Source organism: Fontimonas thermophila (genome assembly GCF_900113085.1).
GTDB lineage: Bacteria > Pseudomonadota > Gammaproteobacteria > Nevskiales > Nevskiaceae > Solimonas > Solimonas thermophila.
Window position 1 is genome coordinate 199,547 of sequence record NZ_FOOC01000003.1, and the last position, 19,753, is coordinate 219,299.

Annotated in this window: 15 protein-coding genes; 11 read left to right on the forward strand and 4 right to left on the reverse strand. The window is 64.9% G+C overall.

Annotated features, from left to right (window positions below; genetic code table 11):
- Nucleotides 1-77 precede the first annotated feature (77 nt).
- From BMZ48_RS04240 to BMZ48_RS04265, 6 genes are read left to right on the forward strand one after another with little or no spacing between them, the layout of a single operon-like run.
- Nucleotides 78-1,316 (forward strand): NAD(P)/FAD-dependent oxidoreductase, encoded by a 1,239-nt coding sequence (locus BMZ48_RS04240; RefSeq protein WP_091532242.1) that lies wholly within the window; start codon nt 78-80, stop codon nt 1,314-1,316.
- Nucleotides 1,313-2,062: a DUF1365 domain-containing protein gene (locus BMZ48_RS04245; protein WP_159431082.1), complete on the forward strand. Its 750-nt coding sequence runs from the start codon at nt 1,313-1,315 to the stop codon at nt 2,060-2,062. The genes BMZ48_RS04240 and BMZ48_RS04245 overlap by 4 nt, the downstream gene beginning before the upstream one ends.
- Entirely contained in the window at nt 2,059-3,300 is a 1,242-nt protein-coding gene (locus BMZ48_RS04250) for an SAM-dependent methyltransferase (protein ID WP_091532246.1), read from the forward strand. The genes BMZ48_RS04245 and BMZ48_RS04250 overlap by 4 nt, the downstream gene beginning before the upstream one ends.
- A 3-nt stretch (nt 3,301-3,303) precedes the next feature.
- On the forward strand, nt 3,304-4,095 hold the full coding sequence (locus BMZ48_RS04255) for a DUF1295 domain-containing protein (protein ID WP_091532247.1): 792 nt from the start codon (nt 3,304-3,306) through the stop codon (nt 4,093-4,095).
- Entirely contained in the window at nt 4,092-4,838 is a 747-nt protein-coding gene (locus tag BMZ48_RS04260) for a hypothetical protein (protein WP_143383626.1), read from the forward strand. The genes BMZ48_RS04255 and BMZ48_RS04260 overlap by 4 nt, the downstream gene beginning before the upstream one ends.
- Nucleotides 4,816-5,862, forward strand: coding sequence for an SAM-dependent methyltransferase (locus tag BMZ48_RS04265; protein ID WP_200769511.1), 1,047 nt, complete (start codon nt 4,816-4,818; stop codon nt 5,860-5,862). Before BMZ48_RS04260 ends, BMZ48_RS04265 begins: the two co-directional genes overlap by 23 nt.
- A 94-nt stretch (nt 5,863-5,956) precedes the next feature.
- On the opposite strand, the gene BMZ48_RS04270 is transcribed toward BMZ48_RS04265, so the two are convergent.
- Nucleotides 5,957-6,601, reverse strand: coding sequence for a hypothetical protein (locus tag BMZ48_RS04270; protein WP_091532253.1), 645 nt, complete (start codon nt 6,599-6,601; stop codon nt 5,957-5,959).
- Nucleotides 6,602-6,721: 120 nt separating this feature from the next.
- Here BMZ48_RS04270 and BMZ48_RS04275 point away from each other — a divergent pair, with 120 nt between their 5' ends.
- The 4 genes from BMZ48_RS04275 (at nt 6,722) to BMZ48_RS04290 (ending at nt 15,448) form a co-directional block, all read left to right on the forward strand.
- Nucleotides 6,722-11,533: an NAD-glutamate dehydrogenase gene (locus BMZ48_RS04275; RefSeq protein WP_091532255.1), complete on the forward strand. Its 4,812-nt coding sequence runs from the start codon at nt 6,722-6,724 to the stop codon at nt 11,531-11,533.
- 89 nt (nt 11,534-11,622) lie between these two features.
- Nucleotides 11,623-12,504, forward strand: coding sequence for a DMT family transporter (locus tag BMZ48_RS04280; RefSeq protein WP_091532257.1), 882 nt, complete (start codon nt 11,623-11,625; stop codon nt 12,502-12,504).
- A gap of 91 nt (nt 12,505-12,595) precedes the next feature.
- Nucleotides 12,596-14,509, forward strand: a complete 1,914-nt coding sequence (locus tag BMZ48_RS04285) for an N-acyl-D-amino-acid deacylase family protein (protein ID WP_091532259.1) — start codon at nt 12,596-12,598, stop codon at nt 14,507-14,509.
- Between the two features lie 96 nt (nt 14,510-14,605).
- Nucleotides 14,606-15,448, forward strand: coding sequence for an HDOD domain-containing protein (locus BMZ48_RS04290; RefSeq protein ID WP_091532261.1), 843 nt, complete (start codon nt 14,606-14,608; stop codon nt 15,446-15,448).
- Here BMZ48_RS04290 and BMZ48_RS04295 read toward each other — a convergent pair.
- Nucleotides 15,412-16,440, reverse strand: coding sequence for an MBL fold metallo-hydrolase (locus BMZ48_RS04295; RefSeq protein WP_091532262.1), 1,029 nt, complete (start codon nt 16,438-16,440; stop codon nt 15,412-15,414). The two genes, BMZ48_RS04290 and BMZ48_RS04295, sit on opposite strands and share 37 nt — an antisense overlap.
- 90 nt (nt 16,441-16,530) lie before the next feature.
- Between BMZ48_RS04295 and cysS the strand changes: the two genes are divergently transcribed.
- Entirely contained in the window at nt 16,531-17,949 is a 1,419-nt protein-coding gene (cysS, locus tag BMZ48_RS04300; RefSeq protein WP_234981516.1) for a cysteine--tRNA ligase, read from the forward strand.
- Between the two features lie 54 nt (nt 17,950-18,003).
- Here cysS and BMZ48_RS12870 read toward each other — a convergent pair whose 3' ends face one another.
- Together BMZ48_RS12870 and BMZ48_RS04305 are read right to left on the reverse strand one after the other, a co-directional pair.
- The gene (locus BMZ48_RS12870; RefSeq protein ID WP_143383627.1) at nt 18,004-18,234 is read right to left on the reverse strand and encodes a hypothetical protein; all 231 of its coding nucleotides are present in this window, start codon (nt 18,232-18,234) and stop codon (nt 18,004-18,006) included.
- Nucleotides 18,235-18,381: 147 nt separating this feature from the next.
- Nucleotides 18,382-19,704: a dihydroorotase gene (locus BMZ48_RS04305; protein ID WP_091532264.1), complete on the reverse strand. Its 1,323-nt coding sequence runs from the start codon at nt 19,702-19,704 to the stop codon at nt 18,382-18,384.
- Between the last annotated feature and the right edge of the window lie 49 nt (nt 19,705-19,753).

The following is a 19,753-nucleotide window of genomic DNA, read 5'->3' on the forward strand; positions in this document are numbered from 1 at the left end:
TTCACGACGGCAACGGGTGCATCCAAAAAACCGGATCGTCCGTATCAGCGGCATCATTGATGAAAAGGGGGTCGTAAATGCGGGTTGCGGTCATCGGCGGCGGGATATCGGGGCTGGTCTGTGCCTACCTGCTGCGCACCCACCACGAGGTGGTCCTGTTCGAAGGACAGGACCGGCTGGGGGGTCATTCCCATACCGTCGATGTCGAGTGGCAGGGGGTCCGCTATGCGATCGATACCGGCTTCATCGTCTGCAACGACCGCACTTACCCAAACTTCATGAAGCTGCTCGGCCGTCTGGGTGTGACGCGGCGCAAGACGCAGATGAGCTTCAGTGTCAGCTGCGAGCGCAGCGGGATCGAGTACGGCAGCAGTGGCCTCGACAGCCTGTTCGCGCAGCGCCGCAATCTGCTGCGGCTCGATCACTACCGCATGCTCATCGACATCCTGCGCTTCAATCGCCGCAGTCGCGAGCTGCTGAAGGCGCCTTGTGGGCTCGCCCTCGGCGATTATCTCGCCGGTGCCGGATATTCCGAGCCTTTCGTGCGGCGTTATCTTCTGCCGATGTGTGCGGCGATCTGGTCCGGATCGATCCAGGACGCCAGCCGCTTCCCGGCCGACCATTTCGTCCAGTTCTTCGAGAATCACGGCCTGCTGACGATCGCCGATCAGCCGCAGTGGTATGTGATCGAAGGCGGTTCGCGCGCCTACGTCGCACGTATCGCCGAGGCGCTGGGGAGCGCGGCGCGCACGGCTTGTCCGGTGCAGCGCGTGCGTCGCGGTGCCGATGCCGTCGAGGTGCAGACCCCGTTTGGCAGCGAGCGCTTCGATCATGTGATTTTTGCCTGCCACAGTGACGAAGCGCTTGCCCTGCTGGCCGATCCGAGCGAACGCGAGCGCGAGATCCTCGGCGCACTGCCGTATCAACCCAATGACGTGGTCTTGCACCATGACGAACGCCTGCTGCCGGCCAACCGCCGTGCCTGGGCGTCGTGGAATTACCGCGTCGGTGCTGCCGACGATGCGCCGGCAACGGTGACTTACCATATGAACCGGCTGCAAAGCCTGAGGGCGCCGGTGCAGTTCTGCGTCAGCCTCAACCAGACCGAGCGGATCGATCCGGCCAAGGTGCTGCGGCGCTTCGTCTATGAGCATCCGGTCTATACGCAGGCGTCGCGCGCGGCGCGCGCGCGACGCGCCGAGATCGACGGAATCGGTGTGACCCACTACTGCGGCGCATACTGGGAGAACGGTTTTCACGAGGACGGCGTGCGCACGGCCTTGCACGTCGTGCACCGCCTTGGAGGTCGCCTGTGACCGCTCACTGGGTCTATCACGGCCAGGTGGTGCATGCGCGCTTTGCGCCGGTTGCGCACCGCTTCCGCTACACGATCGGCATGCTCGGGCTGGATCTGGACCGGATCGAGCAAGCCTTCCGCGGCCGCTGGTTGTGGTCGTTCGACCGGCCGAACCTGGTCTCGGTGCGGCGTGCAGACCATCTGCGCGGCGGTCATCCCGATTGGGCGATCGCAGTCCGCGATCTTGTCGAGCAGGCGACCGGCACGCGCCCGGCGGGGCGAATCGAGCTCATCGCGCAGCCGCGCTATCTCGGCTACTGCTTCAATCCGCTCAGTCTGTACTTGTGCCACGATGCCTTCGGCGCGCTGTGTGCGGTCGTGCTCGAGGTTCACAATACGCCGTGGGGTGAGCAGCACGTCTATGTGGTACCTGTGACCGAGAGCGAGCGCATCGTCGCGACTTTCGACAAGGCTTTCCACGTCTCGCCCTTCATGCCGATGGATTTGCGCTACCGCATGGAGTTGTGCCGCAACGAGTCGCATCTGCGTCTGCAGCTGGACTGCTACCGGCAGGAGCAGCGCCTGTTCGCCGCCTGGCTCGATCTCACCGCCCGGCCGATGACGGCGGCCAGCCTGGCCGGCATGCTGCTGCGCACGCCCTTGATGTCGCTGAAGACGGTTGCCGCAATTTACTGGGAGGCGCTTCGCCTGTTCCTCAAGCGCGCTCCTTTCTTCCCCCATCCGTCCACTTCGTCGTTGCCATGACCGATTCGATTACCTCTTACGCCGAACGTCTGTCTTCGTTGGCGCCGAAAGCCCTGTTGCCGGATGTGCTGCGCCGGATCCTGCTCAAGCGTCTGGCCGGTCTGAGCGAAGGTGCGATCCTGCTGTGCGAACCCAACCGCGAGCCGGTGCGGCTCGGCGCTGCGGATGCCTCGCCGATCCGTGTCGATATCCACGACCCGGCGTTTTATGGCTACGCCTGCCTCGGTGGCTCCGTCGGGCTTGGTGAGGCTTACATGCTCGATTTGTGGAGCACGCCGGATCTGGTGGGCGTGACGCGGCTGCTGATCCGCAATTCAGCCCAGCTCGAGGCGCTTGATGAAGGCCTTGCACGCTTGCGGTTGCCGCTCCTGAAGCTTTTCGAATGGCAGCACCGCAACGATCCCCGCCGCAGCCGGCGCAACATCGCTGCGCATTACGACCTGGGTAATGATTTCTTCCGCCTGTTCCTGGATCGGAGCATGACGTACTCGTCGGCGATATACACCGCGCCGGACGATACCCTGGAACGCGCGCAGTTCAACAAGCTGGACACGATCTGCCGCAAGCTCGATCTGGGTCCTGGCGATCACGTGGTCGAGATCGGCTCCGGCTGGGGGAGCTTTGCGCTGCACGCGGCCGGACGTTACGGCGCGCGGGTGACGACGACGACGATTTCGCGAGAGCAGCACCGTTTGGCCAGCGAACGCGTCGCCGAGGCGGGCCTTTCCGATCGCGTCGAGGTCTTGCTCGCCGACTACCGCGAGCTGCAAGGCTGTTATGACAAGCTGGTGTCGATCGAGATGATCGAGGCAGTCGGGCATGCGTTCTATCCGGTCTATTTGCAGACTTGCGCGCGCTTGCTCAAACCGCGCGGCCGTGCGCTGATCCAGGCCATCACCTGCGCCGATCAGCGCTATGAGGCCTACCGCGCCTCTTCGGATTTCATCCGCCGCTACATTTTCCCCGGCGGTAATCTGCCGTCGGTGACCCATCTGCTCGACGTGGCGACCGCGCATACCGATCTGCGCCTCGTGCATCTGGAAGATTTCTCGCAGGACTACGCACGCACGCTGGCCGAGTGGCGCAGCCGCTTCTGGCAGCGCAATGCCGAGGTGCGCGCGCTCGGCTACGGCGAGCGGTTCATCCGCATGTGGGACTTTTATCTCGCGATCTGCGAGGCGGGTTTCGCCGAGCATTACAACAGCGTCGTCCATTTGATGTTCGCGCGTCAGGCTTGATCGATGAATCCGCTCGCCGCTGTTGTCCTGCATCTGGCGGTCGCCGTATCCGGCGTCATCGCCGTCTGGTTCGTGCAGCGGCGCAGCCGCAACGCCAGCATCATCGACGCAGTGTGGCCGCTGCTGGTCGGGGCAGGGGCGCTCGTCTACGCGCTGTGCGGTGATGGCGATCCGGCGGTGAGGCTCGCGCTGGCCACGGTGGCCATGCTGTGGGCCCTGCGTCTGGGTTCATATCTGGCCTGGCGCAATGCTGGCCGGCACGAGGAACGCCGCTATGCGGAGCTGCGTAGCCGCTGGGGTGCAAATGCCGACCGGCGCATGCTCGGCTTCTTTCTGCTGCAGGCGGTCGTGGCCTGGATCATGGGTTTGAGCTTTCTGGCGGCGGCGTATCGGCCGTCTCCGCTGGATGCGCTCTGGCTGTACCTCGGCGTGGTCATCGGGCTCGTGGGCATCGCCGGCGAGGCGCTCGCCGATACCCAGCTCGCCGCGTTCCGGCGGCGTCCGGAAAACCACGGGCGTGTCTGTGACGTCGGGTTATGGGCGTGGTCACGGCATCCCAATTACTTCTTCGAGTGCGTGCACTGGGCGGCCTATCCGTTCTTCGCGATCGGCGCGCCGTGGGGCTGGAGTGCCGCCATCGGTCTTGTGGTCATCGTGCTGCTGCTGCTCAAGTTCAGCGGCATCCCAACGGTTGAGGAACGCGCGGCCGCGAGTCGGCGCATCGGATACGACGACTATGTGCGCCGCACCAGCGCCTTCATACCCTGGCCACCACGGCGCGGGAGGACATCGTGAGACCCGGATTAGGCACCCTGCTGGTTCTGGCGATGGCAGTGACGCCGGCACAGGCGGCGCGCGTCGAGACACTCGTTGGCTATGCCTACGCACGTGCCTCCGGCGAGCCTATCTACGAGGAGCATCACCGCTTCGTCTACGACGGGGCGGTTCTGATCGAACATCGTGTCGATTACCGACGCCCGGACGGCACGCCCCTGGCGACCAAGACGCTCGATTACCGCACCTCCCGGTATGCGCCGGCGTTCCGCCTGGCAGATGCGCGTGATGGTTACGTCGAGGGGGCCGAGTACGTCGATGGCAGCTATCGGTTGTTCCGCAGATCCAGCCAGCGTGCCGCCGAGGAGAGCAAGCGTCTGCCGGCGTCGCCGGATCTGGTCGCCGATGCCGGGTTCGATCAATACCTGCGCGACCATCTGCAGAACCTGTTGCGCATGGGCAAGGCGGAGATCCGCTTCGCCGTCGCCGGGCGGCTGGACGCGTTCGCCTTCCGCGCCGTCGTGTTGGAGCGCACCCGCCTGTTCGGTTCCGACGCCGTCAAGCTGCGGGTGGAGCCGGATTCCTGGTTGCGCTGGTTGGTGAAGCCGATCGACCTGACCTACGACCTGCGTGATGGCCGTCTGCTGCGCTATGAAGGCTTGAGCAACATTCGTTCCGAAACCGGAGAGCTGTATGACGCACGCATCGACTTCCCCGATCCCCCCGTCGTCCGCGGAGACGATGCCGCCGCAGCCTCACCGTGAGCGCCTGCCGATCCGCCTGAGCGAAGCGGGCTGGGTCCCGGATGCAATCCTGCGGCGGGCGATCCGGGGGCTGTGCCGTTTGCGTCTGGTCGAGGAGTATGCCGGTGGGGTCGGTGCGCGAGCCGAGCGCTTCGAGACCCGATTGCGGCAGTGGCGCGAAGGCCCGATCGCACTGGCGACGCACGAGGCCAACGTACAGCACTACGAGGTGCCCGCCCGCTTCTTCGAACACGTGCTCGGCGCCCAGCTCAAGTACAGCTGCGCGCTGTGGCCGGAGGGGGTGACGACGTTGGACGAGGCCGAGGAGGCGATGCTGCGCCTGACCGCAGAACGCGCGCAGCTCGGTGATGGTATGCGCATTCTGGAGTTGGGTTGTGGCTGGGGTTCGCTGAGCCTGTGGATGGCGCGCCGCTATCCGCATGCACGCATCGTCGGTGTTTCCAATTCATCCACCCAGCGCGCCTGGATCGAGCGGCGCGCCGCGCAGCTTGGCCTCGACAATCTGGAAATCATCACCGCCGACATCAACGATTTTGCTCCGCGCGGCCGTTTCGACCGCATCGTTTCGGTAGAGATGTTCGAGCACGTGCGCAATCACGCCGAGCTGTTCCGGCGTATCCGCACCTGGCTCGAACCGGACGGGCAGGTTTTCGTGCATGTGTTCTGCCACCGTGAGCTGACCTATCCGTTCGATGCCCGCGGCGATTCCGACTGGATGGCACGGCATTTCTTCTCCGGCGGCATCATGCCGGGCTATGATCTGTTCCTGCACTATCCGCAGGATTTGCGGGTGCAGCAACGCTGGTGGATCGACGGTACCCATTACGCGCGCACCAGTGAGGCCTGGCTGCGGCGGCTGGATGAGAACCGTCACACGATCGAAAAAATCTTCGCCGAGCACGATCCACGCGATGCGGCGCGCAAGGTGCAGCGCTGGCGGATGTTCTTCATGGCCGTCGCCGAGCTGTTCGCCTACGATCGTGGACGTCAATGGGGCGTCGGCCACTACCTGCTGCGGCCTTGAGCCTTCCTCAGCGAAGCTGTGCCGGCGCTTATGCCGGCGCAGCCGGTGGAGCTCCCGGTTCGCGGCTTTTCAGTTGTTGACGGGAAAGCCGTCTTCAAGCGCCTGTGTCCGCGCGCGGCAAGGCAAACCGCACGATGGCCTCGCGGGGCACGTGCGTTGCGTTCTCGTGGGTGATCTCGAACGTCAGTTTTGCGCCGGTGCGGTCGATGCGGATGCACAAGGCCTGCCCCTGGTCCTCGAGTAATTCATCGAGCGTCTCGCGTACCCGGCGCAACAGGCGCAGCGCCTGATCCGGAGCAAGTGGCAGATCCGGCAAGTTTTCGGCGCAATCCCAGTCGAGCCTGGCAGCGGGTGTGGTGAGCCGTCGTGTGGCCTCGCTGCGGACCGCCTGCAAGGTCTCGGACAGTGTGCGGGGGACGTCGTCGATCAAGGCCGCCGTGGCGTCGAGGTGTTGCAGGAGTGTGCGGGCGAGGTCGGCTTGTGCGGCGACAGGCCCGGATGCGAGCAGGTTTTCGAGCTGGGCGCGGATGGCAGCGTGACCGTCCGCATACAGGCGCTCCCGCTCCTCGGCGCTACGGTGCAGGCGTGCGAGGCTCTCGCACCGCTCGGTGGTGCGCATCAGCTCGGCATTGCGCCGATGTTGCTCGCGCAGCAGATGCTGGGCGCGCATGCGTTCGCGCCACCACAGGATGCAGGCGATGAAGAACAGAACCAGTAGTGCAAGGGGGGCGATATCCATCGCTGCAATCGTAGCGCCCGATGGCGACTTCTGCTGGTTTTCCCCGAAGGCGGGTTCAGGAAGGGTGCGTATACTCGCCGGAAAACCGGCGCGCCCGCATCGCCGCAAGAGGAGAACAAGATGAGATCCCATTCGATGCAGGAACAGGATCTCCTGCTGGCGCAAGTGGAGGCCTTGGCCGATGCCCGTGTGACACCCGCCGAACGGGTGGCCTTCCGCACATTCCTGCGCCATTACTACGAGATGTCCTCGATCGACGCGCTACGTCTGCGCACGCCGGAGGAGCTGTTTGCGATCGCCCATGGCCATTGGCGACTCGCGCAGCGGCGCCAGCAAGGGGAACTGCTGCTGCGTCTTACTCCGCCAGAGCCTGGCGATGCCCGCGCGCTGGCGCGGCTCGATACGGTGGTCGAGGACATGCCGTTTCTCGTCGATTCGCTGGCCATGGCGGTGCGTGCCGCGGGATCGCCGATCGACTGGACCGTGCATCCGGTGCTGAGCATGCGCCGCGATGCACACGGCGCGCTGGTGCAGGTGTCGTCGGTGACGGTGGATGCGAGCAGTGCCGAATCGCTGATCCACATGGAGTTCGAGCCGCTGCGCGAAGCCTCCGGCTATGTTGTGTTGGAGTCGGATCTGCGCCATGTGATCGAGGATCTGCGCACGGTCGTCGCTGATTACCCGGCGATGCGTGCGCGCTTGCGGGAGGTCGCAGATACCCTGCAGAACGTTCCGCCGGGCGCCGATGCCGAGGAGTTCACCGAGGCGCGTGCATTTCTGTCCTGGCTCGACGAAGGGCATTTCACATTTCTCGGAGTGGCAGAGACGCTCGCGGTCAGCACCCAGGGACGCAGCCATTTCGTGCTGCAGCCGGAGGCTTCGCTGGGGCTGTCGCGCAACGGTGCGCGCTTTGCCGATCCGGATCAGCTGATCGCGCCGCCCGAGGAGCTGGACAAATACACGGAATCGACACGGCTGATCGTCATCACCAAGGCCAATCACCGTTCGACGGTCCACCATCCGGAGTACATCGACGTCATCTCGGTGCGCCGTTTCCATCCAGATGGCAGCGTGCGTGGCATCTGCCGCTTCATCGGGCTATTTTCGTCGGAGGCCTATCTGGAGCGCCCGCGCAACATCCCGCTGATCCGGCGCAAGGTCGAGTACGTGATGCGCCGGTCGCGGCTGCGTGAGGACTCGCATTCCGGCAAGAACCTGCGGGAAATCCTGCAGCAGTTGCCGCGCGACGAGCTGTTCCAGTCCAGCGAGGATGAGCTGTTCGAAACCTGCATGGGGATTCGCGCGCTGCGCGACCGCCATCAGCTCAAGCTGTTCATGCGCCGCGACCGCTATGGACGGTTTTATTCGTGCATGGTCTACCTGCCACGCGAGCGTTACTCGCGCGAGCTGCGCGATCGCATCGCCACCGAGCTGACGGCCATCTGCAACGCCACCGGTATCGACCGCAATACCGAATTCCTGCGTCATGGCCTGGCGCGGATTCATTACATCGTGCGCACACCACCAGGCACGACCATTCCGCTGACGGTGGCGGAGGTCGAGCAGCGCCTGATCGCGGCGACCCGCTCGTGGCGCGAGCAATTGCGCGAGGCCCTGCAGCGGTATCCCGGGACGGATGGGGTGCGCGCCGCCGCCTTTCTCGACGGTTTTCCGTTGTCTTACCAGGAGAGCGTGCCACCGATCGAGGCGGCGGTGGACCTGCAGTATCTCGTGCAGCTCGATGAAGCGCATCCGGTGCTGCCTCGTCTGCTCGTCGATACGCAAACCAGCGGCAAGGTCTGTCCCACTGCACTCAAGCTCTACTGCTGGAAGCGCCCCCTGCCGTTGTCGGACGTGCTGCCGACGCTGGAAAATTTCGGTCTGCGCGTGATCTGGCAGGATCCGACGCGGGTCGAGCCGCGCGGCGGCGAACCGGTCTGGATCCAGGAATTCCAGGTGCAAATCACCGGAGAATGCGTGCTGACGCCGGCGCAGCAGCGCAGTTATTTCGAAGCGGCTTTCTTAAGCACCTGGAATGGCGAGACCGAGAACGACGGCCTCAACCGCTTGGTGCTGCTCGCTGGTTTGGACGTCCGCCAGATCGTCTGCCTGCGGACCTTGACCAAGTATCTGATCCAGACCGGCCTGCCCTATAGTCAGGATTACATGGAACGCCTGCTGGCCGAGCATGCGCCGCTCGCGCGCTTGCTGGTGCAGTTGTTCGAGACGCGTTTTGATCCGGCGATTGCTGATGCCAAACGCCGGGATGCCGAGATCCGCATCGCCCAGGAACTGGACCAACGGCTCGATCAAGTGGCGACGCTCGACGGCGACCGCGTGCTGCGCGCCTATACCGCCGTCGTGCGCGCGGCATTACGCACCAACTATTACCAGTCGAGCGCCGACGGCCGCCGCAAACCCTACGTCAGCATCAAGCTCGATCCGCGCAAGGTGCCGGAACTGCCGCAGCCTTTGCCGATGTTCGAGATCTTCGTCTATGCGCCGGAAGTCGAGGGCATCCACCTGCGCGGCGGCAAGGTTGCCCGCGGCGGTCTGCGCTGGTCGGACCGACGCCAGGATTTCCGCACCGAGATCCTGGGTTTGATGAAGGCACAGATGGTCAAGAACGCAATCATCGTGCCGGTCGGAGCCAAGGGCGGTTTCGTGGTCAAGCAGGGCGACCCTTCGAACCGCGATGCCTGGCTCAAGCAAGGTGTGGAGTGCTACAAGACGTTCGTCCGCGGCCTGCTCGATCTCACCGACAATCGCATCGGCGATGCGGTCGTGCCGCCGCCCGACGTCGTCCGTTACGACGACGATGATCCGTATCTGGTCGTCGCCGCGGACAAGGGCACGGCTACGTTCTCCGATATCGCCAACGCGCTTGCCGAGGAATATGGCTTTTGGCTCGGCGATGCGTTTGCTTCCGGCGGCTCGGCCGGCTACGACCACAAGAAGATGGGCATCACCGCGCGCGGCGCCTGGGAGAGCGTCGCCCGGCATTTCCGCGAAATGGGTCGAAACGTCCAGACCGAGCCGTTCACGGTCGTCGGCATCGGCGACATGTCGGGGGATGTCTTTGGTAACGGCATGCTTTTGTCACGCAAGATCCGTTTGATCGCTGCTTTTGACCATCGGCACATCTTCATCGATCCCGATCCGGATCCGGAAGCATCGTTCAGGGAGCGCGAGCGTCTGTTCAAGCTGCCGCGGTCGAGCTGGGACGACTACGACAAGTCGCTGATATCCCCCGGTGGTGGCGTCTGGCCGCGCACCGCCAAGTTGATCCGCCTCGCGCCGCAAGCCCAGCAGGCGCTTGGTGTTGACCGCGCAAACCTCACTCCGCAGGAAGTGATCCGCGCGATTCTCAAGGCCCCGGTCGATCTGCTCTGGAACGGCGGCATCGGAACCTATGTCAAGAGCCAGTATCAGTCGCACCAGGACTGCGGTGATCGCGCCAATGACGCGATTCGCATCAACGGGCGCGAGCTGCGGTGCAAGGTGGTCGGGGAGGGCGGCAATCTGGGGTTCACCCAGCTCGGCCGCATCGAAGCGGCGCTCGCGGGTGTGCGCCTGAATACCGACTTCATCGACAACGCCGGCGGCGTGCACAGCTCGGATCGCGAGGTCAACATCAAGATTCCGCTCAACGAGCTGTTGCGCCAGAACCAGCTCACCCGCGCCGAGCGCGATCCGTTTCTTGCGCAAATGACCGACGATCTCGCGCGTGCGGTGCTGCGCGACAACTACGTGCAGAGTCTGGCGGTTTCGCTGCTCGAGCGCGACGCCGCCGCGCGGCTCGACGAACATGCCAACCTGATGCGCACCCTGGAGCGCGACGGCTTGCTCGTGCGCAGCGTGGAATCTCTCCCCGACGATGAGGCGCTCAAGGAGCGCAAGGCCGCGGGCTTGGGTTTGACGCGACCCGAACTGTGCGTGCTCTTGTCGTACAGCAAGATCTCGCTGTTCGACGCCGTGGTGCACTCGGACGTACCCGACGATCCGTTCTTCGACCGCGATCTGCTGTCGTACTTCCCGACGCAGATGGTCGAGCGCTACCGCGATCTGCTTTTGAAGCATCGTCTGCGCCGCGAGATCGTCGCCACGATTCTGTCCAATGCCGTCGTCAACCGTATGGGCTTTGCGTTTGCCCACCGCTTCGCCGAGGATCACGGCCTGCCACGTGCCGAGATCGTCAAGGCCTATGCGATCGCCCATGAGATCTATGAAGGAGACCGCTACTGGCTGCCGATCCAGGCGCTGGACTTGAAAGTGCCGGCGGCGCTGCAGCTGCGCCTGTTCAACCGGGCGATCGGGCTGATGAAACACGCGACCACCTGGCTGCTCAACAACAAATGGAGCACGCGTCCGATCGGCGAGGCGGTTACCCGCTTCCGCACCGGCATCGCCGAGCTGGCGCGGCTGCTGCCGGACATCCTGCCGGGCAGTTATCGCGCGGACTGGGACAAGGCCGTCGAGGGCATGCGCGCCGACGGCGTGCCGCCGGAGCTCGCCGTGCAGCTCGCCAATACGATGGTGCTGGGCAGCGCACCGGATATCGTCGAGCTGGCCGAGCAGGCGCAAGTGCCCTTGTGCGAGGCCGCCGGGGTCTATTTCCAGATCGGTGACCGCCTGCGCATCCTCTGGCTGCTATCGTCGATCATCGGTTTTTCGGTCGGCAACAAGTGGCAGGCGCTGGCGCGCTCGAATCTGCGCGAAGATACCTATCGCCTGCATCGCCAGCTTGCCGCGCGTATCCTGCAGCAGCCGGGCGATACGCCACAGGCGCGGATCGAGGCCTGGATCGCGGCCAACGAATCCAAGGTGAGATTCGGCATGCAGCGCCTGCAAGAATTGCAAGCGGTTCCGGTGCAGGATTTCATGACTCTGGCAGTGGGGGTGCGCGAGCTGCGCAAACTGCGGCAACTATGAGCGGTTCTTGGCGCATCGAGCGCGCACAGGCCGCCCCCTTGCCCCAGGCTCGATGAGCCCGCGGTGTTCGCTGCGCACGCAAGGCCAACATGGGAATCGGAGAATGGTTGTCGCTCGGCTGCGCGCTGGCGTGGGCGGTCGCGGTCGTCTTGTTCAAGAAATCCGGCGAGCACCTGCCGCCGTTTGCGCTCAATCTGGTCAAGAATGCCATCGTGCTGCCGCTGTTCGTCTGCACGCTGTGGGTGGTGGAGGGCATGGCGTGGCCGGCGCTGCCGCCGGTGCATCTGGCCTTGATCCTGCTCTCTGGCCTGCTCGGCATCGCGGCTGGCGACACGCTGTATTTCCACGCGCTCAATTCCATCGGCGCCAGCCGCATGGCGGTGGCGCAGGCGCTGTACTCGCCATCGGTGATTCTGCTGTCCTTCGTTTATCTGGGCGAGCGGCTCGGCGTCTGGCAGTTCGTCGGCGTCGCGCTCGTGCTCGGCGGCATCGTGCTCGTCACCTGGAGCCGCGATCGCAGTCAAGCGGACGCACGTGCCCTGCGTATCGGGGTGGCCTGGGCGGTGCTGTCGGTATTTCTGATGGCACTCGGAGTGGTCATCGTCAAACCGATGCTGGAGCAGCACAGCTTTCTGTGGGTGGTGGTGCTGCGCGTCGCCGCAGGGTTCGCCGGCATGCTGCTGATCGCGCTCATCCGGCATCAGCTCGCAGGGCTTTGGCGGCACTACCGCGCGGTGCGGCACTGGCCGATCATCGTCTCCGGGGCGATCGTCGGTACTTACCTGTCGATGATGATGTGGCTGGCCGGTTACAAGTACACGCAGGCCTCGATCGCCGCGGTGCTCAACGAGCTGGCGGCGGTGTTCATCCTGCCGCTGGCGGCGCTGTTCCTCAAAGAGCCGGTTCGGTTGCGCCAGGTGCTCGGGGTGGTCGTCGCACTCTCTGGCGTCGTGCTGGTCGTTGCCCGTTAGTGTCAGGGCCACGCATGGGTTTTTTTTCCCATCGGTCGGTATCGTCAGTGCGCCTATCATGCGCAGCGTCAAAAGCCGCAGGAGGACGACCATGCAAGGGGGTAGCCCGCGCTGGGACGTACTGTTTCGCAATGCATTGGTGTTCGATGGCACCGGCGCGCCGCCGCGCGTGCAGGACGTGGCGGTGGCGCAAGGGCGTATCGCGGCGATCGGTCCGGATCTGCCGACTGCAGATGCCCGCGAGGTCGTGGAGGTCGGGCAGCGCTGGCTGATGCCGGGTCTGCTCGACATCCATACCCATTTCGATCTGGAGGTCGAGGTCGAGCCGCAACTGCCCGAGGCGGTGCGCCACGGTACGACCACGGTCGTGGTGGCCAATTGCAGCCTGGGGCTGGCCTATGGCGCCCAGCGCCGCGACGGTGCCGATCCCATCGTCGATTGCTTCGCGCGTGTCGAGAATGTGCCCAAGCCGGTGTTGCGCAAGGTGGCCGACCGCGTCACCTGGTCCACGTCGGCGGAATATCTCGACCACCTCGATCGCCTGCCGCTGGGGCCGAACATCGCGCCGATGATTCCGCATTCGATGCTGCGTATCGAAGTGATGGGACTGCGCGATTCCATCAGCCGCGATCCGACCGAAGCCGAGCTTGCGCGCATGGAAGCGCTCGTCGAGCAGGGCATGCGTGAGGGATACATCGGATTTTCCACCGATGCGCTGCCGTTTCATTTTCTCGCCAACGCGCCGAACACGCACAAGCAGATTCCGACGCAGTTCGCGTCGTTTGCCGAGCTCAAACGCCTGACCGCGGTCGTGCGGCGCTGGGGCCGGGTCTGGCAGGCGACGCCGCCCAAGGACGACAAGCTCGCGGTGTTCCGCAATTTTCTGCTCACCTCCGGCCGCCTCTACGGGCGCACGCTCAAGACCACGGCGGTGGCGGCGATCGACGTCACCACCAACCGCTCCATCGTGCGGCTCGGTCTGTTCCTCTCACGGCTGCTGAACTCGCGCCTGGTGCGCGGTCTGTTCCGTTTCCAGGCGCTGTCGGCACCGTTCAAGATCTGGAGCGACGGTGTCGTCACGCCGATTGCCGAGGAAGTGCCGGAGCTGCGCCGGCTCAACGAATGCGATCTCGAAGACCGCGCCGGCCGTGCACGGATCATGAACGACCCGCAGTGGGTCGCCGATTTCCGCCGCATGTGGATGAAAGGCAAGCGCGGCTTTGGTCTGGCCCGACTCAAACGCTGGCTGCGGCTGGACGATAACGTGCTGACACGCGATTTGCGCGACATGACCATCGATAGCTGTCCGGTTCCGGACTGGAGCGGCGAGACCATGCAGGCGGTGTTCGACCGGCTCGTCGAATGGCAGCGCAGCGGCCACGGTGCGCGCAGCGCCGCCGAGGCCGAGGCGTTTGCGAGCTTTCCGCGCCCGATCGCTGACGATTGCGATTTCTTTCTGCACCTGCTGCGGCGCTACGACACCGATCTGCGCTGGTGGACCGTCACCGCCAACCGCGATCCCGAGCTGACCAAGGCCTTGCTGTTCCACCCGCTGCTGCTGCCGGGCTTCAACGACAGCGGCGCGCATCTGACCAACATGGCGTTCTATGACGGCAATCTGCGTACGCTCAAACTGGCGCAGGAAGACGGCCTTGCACGCGTCGCCCATGCCGTGCACCGGCTGACGCAGGAGCCCGCCGAGTTTTTTGGTCTGGATGTCGGAGTGCTGCGCGTCGGCGCGCAGGCGGACATCGTGGTGATCGATCCGCAGGCGCTGCGCCGCTACGATCCGGAGGCGGCCGTGCGCTACATCTGGCGCGAGGTTTTCTCCCATCACCAGCTGGTCAACCGGCCGGAGGGCGTGGTCACGCACGTGATGATCGGCGGACGCATGGCCTGGCGCGATGGCGCTTATACCGCGGCGTATGGGCGTGAGCGCTTCGGTCGTGTCCTGCGCCACGTCGAGCACGAGTACCGGCCGGCGGCGCTGGCGCTCGCGGCCTGACCGTCCGTCGGATTGCTCGCGGCGTCTGGCGCGGTAGTACTGCGGTGCGTGCCGCGTGCGGTCGCTATCGGGCCAAACCCTTGGCCCTAAACCACCGTGCCCATCGAGGACCGCTTTTACCGCATCGTCGTCGACGCCCTGACCCACGACCGGCTGACGCTGCCGACACCACCCGAAGTGGCGCTGCGTCTGCGGCAACTGTTACAGGATGAAAATGTGAGCAGTAGCCGGCTCGCGGCCGAGATCCAGCGCGATCCGGCCATCGCGGTACGGCTCGTGCGCATCGCCAACAGCGCGGCCTTGCGCACAGGGACCAGGGTCGAGAACGTGCAGCAGGCGGTGATGCGGTTGGGGTTTGCGTACACCCGCATCCTGGTCGATGGGCTCGCGCTCGAGCAGATGTACCGGGCCCCCCATCCGCTGCTCGCGGACCGCCTGACGCGCTGCTGGCGCGAGAGCGTCGAAGTCGCCGCACTGTCGCGCGCGATCGCCGCCGAGTGCACGATGCTGCCGCCGGATGTCGCGATGCTCGCCGGGTTGGTCCATCGTGTCGGCGTGCTGCCGATTCTGCGTCTGGCCGAGACGCACGCCGCGGCGCTGGCATCGCCGCAGGTGTTCGACGAGGTCGTCGAGGCGCTATCGCCGCGCATCGGTCGCCTGGTGCTGCAGGCCTGGCATTTCCCGGACGCGCTCGTCGAGGTGCCGGCGGCCTGGCCAGACTTCACACGCCGGCATGAAGCGGCACCGGATTATGCGGATGTCGTCGCGGTCGCCGTGCTGCGCATCCGGCGCGCGCGCGATCCGGTGCGGCATGCGGTCGATCCGGCGATGGTCAGCGCCTATGCGCGGTTAGATCTGGAACCGGATTTCGATCTGGGTGGCGCAGGTCCGCTCGCGAATGCCTATGCCGATTCGCTGGAATTGCTGCAGGCGGCGTGAGAATCTTCGGTTGCGTGTGCGGAGGGCCACAACACGCGCGATTCCCCATGCTGGAACACCTGAAAGCGTTCCGGTGGAAGGCCGGCGGCGTCCAATGCACGGCGCAGCCGCTGCGGCGGTTCGTCGAGCGGTTCCTCGGTCAGCCGGAAGGTGCCCCAGTGCATCGCCACCGATAGTTGGCTGCCGACGTCGCGGTGGATTCTCACCGCATCCTCGGGGTTTGCATGCATGTAGCGCATGAACCAGCGGGGTTCATAGGCGCCGATCGGCAGCAGGGATAAGTCGATCGGTGCGAAACGGGCGCCGATCTCGGCGAAATCCGGACAGTAGCCGGTATCACCGGCGAAATAGACACGCCGGGTCGGGGTTTCGACGACGAACCCGCACCAGAGCGTGGCGTCGCGGTCGCGCAGTCCGCGGCCGGAGAAATGCTGCGCAGGGACGGCGTGGACGCGCAAGCCGGCGATGTCCGCATGTTGCCACCAGTCGAGTTCGACGACGCGCGCGATCCGCCGACGTGCAAACCACCGCCCGAGACCAAGCGGGACGACGAAGGTCAGATCCGGATGGAGGCGCGCGAGCCTGCGCACGCTCGGTTCGTCGAGGTGATCGTAATGATTGTGCGAGACCAGGGCGATATGCAGCGGCGGCAGATCCTCAGCCCGCAGTGCCGGTGGGGCAAGCCGCCGCGGACCGGCGAAAGCGAGCGGCGAGGCGCGCTCGCTGAAATGCGGGTCGGTGACCAGGTTGCGGCCAGATAGCTGGAGCAGGAAAGTGGAATGGCCGATCCAGGTCAGGGTGTCCTGCGTGCGATTGGCGCGCAACTGCTCGACCGGCGGCGGCCGCACCGAAAAGTGCAGCTTGCGGTAAGGCTTGAGCAGAAAGCCCGGCAGCCAGCGCAGCAGATCCAGCCCGCCATGCGCGTCGGTGGGATGGTTGTTGCGAAAGCCACGCGAGGTGTGGTGCCGGGGTCGGTGGGTTGCGTCGGCCATGATCAGCGGTGATGGAATCTGGCGCATTTGACCACAGTCTGCGCCAGGGTTCTTCCGTTACGTGTTCGGGGAGCTGCGGCAGATGGCGACATGCTGCGCTATTCTTCACCGGTTTTCGCCCTCTCAACCCTCATGCAGCTGCACAACACGCTCTCCGGCCGTAAGGAAGTCTTCGTTCCGCTCGACCCCCAGCGGGTGACGATGTATGTCTGCGGGCCGACCGTCTACAGCTACGCGCACATCGGCAATGCGCGTCCGGCGGTTGTTTTCGACGTGCTGGCTCGCCTTCTGCGCAGGCGCTATCCCGGCGTGATCTATGTCCGCAACATCACCGACATCGACGACAAGATCAATGCCGCCGCCGCCAAGGAAGGTGTGGACATCCGTGTGATCACGGATCGCTACGCCGCGATTTATCAGGAGGACATGGCGGCTCTGGGCGTGCTGCCACCGGATTTCTCTCCGCGTGTGACCGAGCATCTACCGCAAATCGTGTCGATGATCGAGCGGCTGATTGCATCCGGTCATGCCTATGTCGCGCAAGGCCATGTCCTGTTCCACACCCCCAGCTTCCCGGAGTATGGACGGCTGTCCGGTCGCGACGGGCAGGCGCTGATGGCCGGCGCGCGTGTCGAAGTGGCGCCCTACAAAAAGCATCCCGGCGATTTCGTGCTGTGGAAGCCTTCGACCGACGATCAGCCCGGCTGGGATTCACCCTGGGGGCGCGGCCGTCCGGGCTGGCACATCGAATGCTCGGCGATGGCCGAGGCGCTGCTCGGGGAGACCATCGACATCCACGGTGGCGGGCACGATCTGATCTTTCCGCACCACGAGAACGAGATCGCCCAGTCCACCTGTGCGCACGGGGGCAAGACCTTTGCGCGTTACTGGCTGCACAACGGTTTTCTCAACGTCGGCCAGCAGAAAATGTCCAAGTCGCTTGGCAACGTGCTGCTGGTGCACGAGTTGCTCAAGACTCTGCCGGGCGAGGCGATCCGCCTGGTTCTGCTGACCGCACATTACCGCCAGCCGGTGGACTGGACCGACGAGCTCGTCACTGAGGCGCGCAAGAAGCTGGACCGGCTCTACGGTGCGCTGCGCGACCTTGCGGAGATCGCGCCGGCGCCCGGTGTGACGGCCCCCTCTTCGTTCATTCAGGCGCTCGAGGACGATCTCAACACGCCGATGGCTTTGGCCGAGCTGTTCGAGCTCGCGCGCGCGGCAAACAAGGCCGAGCATCCCGAGGACAAGGCGCGCCTGAAGGCACAGCTCCTCGATGCCGGCTGGCTGTTGGGTTTGCTGCAGCAGTCCCCGAACGACTGGTTTGCGTGGGCACCGCAGGTGGAGGATCGTCCGTCGATCGAGGAGATCGAGGATTGGCTCGCACAGCGCGCCGCGGCACGCCGCAACAAGCAGTGGGCTGAATCCGACCGCATCCGCGATGCGCTCAAGGCGCGTGGGGTGCTCGTCGAGGATACGAAAGACGGTCAGCGCTGGCGCTACGTTTGAACGCCCCTTGCGGCAGCGCCGGGGTGGGTCTGGCGATCGCCGCGGCGCACCGCGTCAGACGCCGCGCAGGCAGGTTTCGGCGCGGATCAGCAGGTCGCGGAAAAGGCTCGCAAACGGAGCCGGGCGGGAGGCTTCGCAACGCAGCGTGTCCCAATCCAGTTCGACGAGGCTGCCGTCGGGCCCTTGGATCGCGACCCCGTGGTCGTCCGCGGCCGCGATCGGCAAGGCATCGTGATGGTCGATCCTGTCGGATCCATGAGTGAAAGCTGGGGCAGGGCAGGTCATGGGCCGCTCCGGCGCAATACCTGTCTCCACTATCGGCGGTGAATCCCGTCCAAACCAGAGGCCGGGCGACGGCGCGGCGTTGCGGCCGGATGAGCGGCGGATCCGGGAAAAGACCCTGCCACCCCTTCCGCGCGGCGGCCGTCCCCATCAGACAAACCGTACGCGCTGACCCCTGGGCTGCGGGTGGACGGTTCCGTTTTCGTAGGCGAGCTCGCCGTTGACCCAGGTGGCGACGATGCGCGCCGGCAGTGTGCGTCCTTCCAGCGGCGACCAGCCGCATTTGTACAAGATGTTGGACGGGTGGACGTGGGTCTGGCCGTGCGGGTCGACGAGCACCAGATCAGCCCAGTAACCCTCGCGCACATAGCCGCGGTCTTTGACGCCGAAGCGGTCCGCCGGTGCATGGCAGGCTTTATGGACGACGGTGCGCATGTTCAGCTCGCCTTTTTTGACCAGGTCGATCAGCATCAGCAGCGAGTGTTGCACCAGTGGCAGGCCAGACGGAGCCTTGAAGTAAGACTGCGCCTTTTCTTCGGCGGTGTGCGGAGCGTGGTCGGTGGCGATGATGTCGATGCGGTCCTGCATCACCGCCCGCAGCAAGGCCTTGCGGTCTTCCGGCGTCTTGATCGCGGGATTGCACTTGATCAGGTTGCCCAGCGCCGCGTAGTCGCGCGCATCCATCGCCAGGTGGTGCACGCAGGCTTCGACGGTGATCTGCTTGCCGGCCATTGGTCCGGCAGTGAAGAACGCCAGTTCGCGTGCGGTGGTCAGATGCAGCACGTGCAGCTGGGTGCCATGTTTCTTGGCCAGACTCACGGCCAGCTCGGTGGATTTGTAGCAGGCCTCGACCGAGCGGATGTTGGGATGTTCCCATGCGGGAACGTCCTCGCCGTATTTCGCGCGCGCGGCTTCCTCGTTGAGCTTGATCGTCGGGGTATCCTCGCAGTGGGTGACGACCATCAGCGGGCAGCGTCTGAAAATGCCTTCGAGTACCTTGGGGTCGTCGACGAGCATGTTGCCGGTCGAAGCACCCATGAAGACCTTTAGCGCGCAGGCTTCGTCACGCTGCAAAGCGGCGATTTCTTCGAGGTTATCGTTGGCGGCGCCGAAGTAGAACGCATAGTTGGCAAAGCTGCGGCCCTGCGCCGCGGCATATTTTTCGGCGAGCAGGGCGCGCGTCGTGATCGCCGGCTTGTTGTTGGGCATGTCGAAGTAAGTCGTCACGCCGCCGGCGACGGCGGCGCGCGATTCGGTGTAGAGATCGCCCTTGTGGGTGAGCCCCGGCTCCCGGAAGTGCACTTGATCGTCGATCAGGCCCGGCAGCAGCCACTGGCCCTTGGCGTCGTACACGACCGTGCCCGCCGGCGCGCTGATCTGCTTGGCGATTTTCTCGATGCGGCCGTTTTTGATCAGGATGTCGGCTGCGGTCTCGTGTTCTTCGTTGATGATATGGGCGTTGGTGATCAGCATGACGGTCTCCGGGGCACGATGATGCCCATGGTAATCGGTTTTGCCGATG

Excerpts from the sequence above, each read along its gene's own strand:
- BMZ48_RS04255 (WP_091532247.1), top strand. The coding sequence starts at position 3,304 with ATGAATCCGCTCGCCGCTGTTGTCCTGCATCTGGCGGTCGCCGTATCC.
- BMZ48_RS04305 (WP_091532264.1), bottom strand. The coding sequence starts at position 19,704 with ATGCTGATCACCAACGCCCATATCATCAACGAAGAACACGAGACCGCA.
- BMZ48_RS04285 (WP_091532259.1), top strand. The coding sequence starts at position 12,596 with ATGCAAGGGGGTAGCCCGCGCTGGGACGTACTGTTTCGCAATGCATTG.
- BMZ48_RS04275 (WP_091532255.1), top strand. The coding sequence starts at position 6,722 with ATGAGATCCCATTCGATGCAGGAACAGGATCTCCTGCTGGCGCAAGTG.
- BMZ48_RS12870 (WP_143383627.1), bottom strand. The coding sequence starts at position 18,234 with ATGACCTGCCCTGCCCCAGCTTTCACTCATGGATCCGACAGGATCGAC.
- BMZ48_RS04270 (WP_091532253.1), bottom strand. The coding sequence starts at position 6,601 with ATGGATATCGCCCCCCTTGCACTACTGGTTCTGTTCTTCATCGCCTGC.
- BMZ48_RS04295 (WP_091532262.1), bottom strand. The coding sequence starts at position 16,440 with ATGGCCGACGCAACCCACCGACCCCGGCACCACACCTCGCGTGGCTTT.
- BMZ48_RS04250 (WP_091532246.1), top strand. The coding sequence starts at position 2,059 with ATGACCGATTCGATTACCTCTTACGCCGAACGTCTGTCTTCGTTGGCG.
- BMZ48_RS04280 (WP_091532257.1), top strand. The coding sequence starts at position 11,623 with ATGGGAATCGGAGAATGGTTGTCGCTCGGCTGCGCGCTGGCGTGGGCG.
- BMZ48_RS04240 (WP_091532242.1), top strand. The coding sequence starts at position 78 with ATGCGGGTTGCGGTCATCGGCGGCGGGATATCGGGGCTGGTCTGTGCC.
- BMZ48_RS04265 (WP_200769511.1), top strand. The coding sequence starts at position 4,816 with ATGCCGCCGCAGCCTCACCGTGAGCGCCTGCCGATCCGCCTGAGCGAA.
- cysS (WP_234981516.1), top strand. The coding sequence starts at position 16,531 with ATGCTGCGCTATTCTTCACCGGTTTTCGCCCTCTCAACCCTCATGCAG.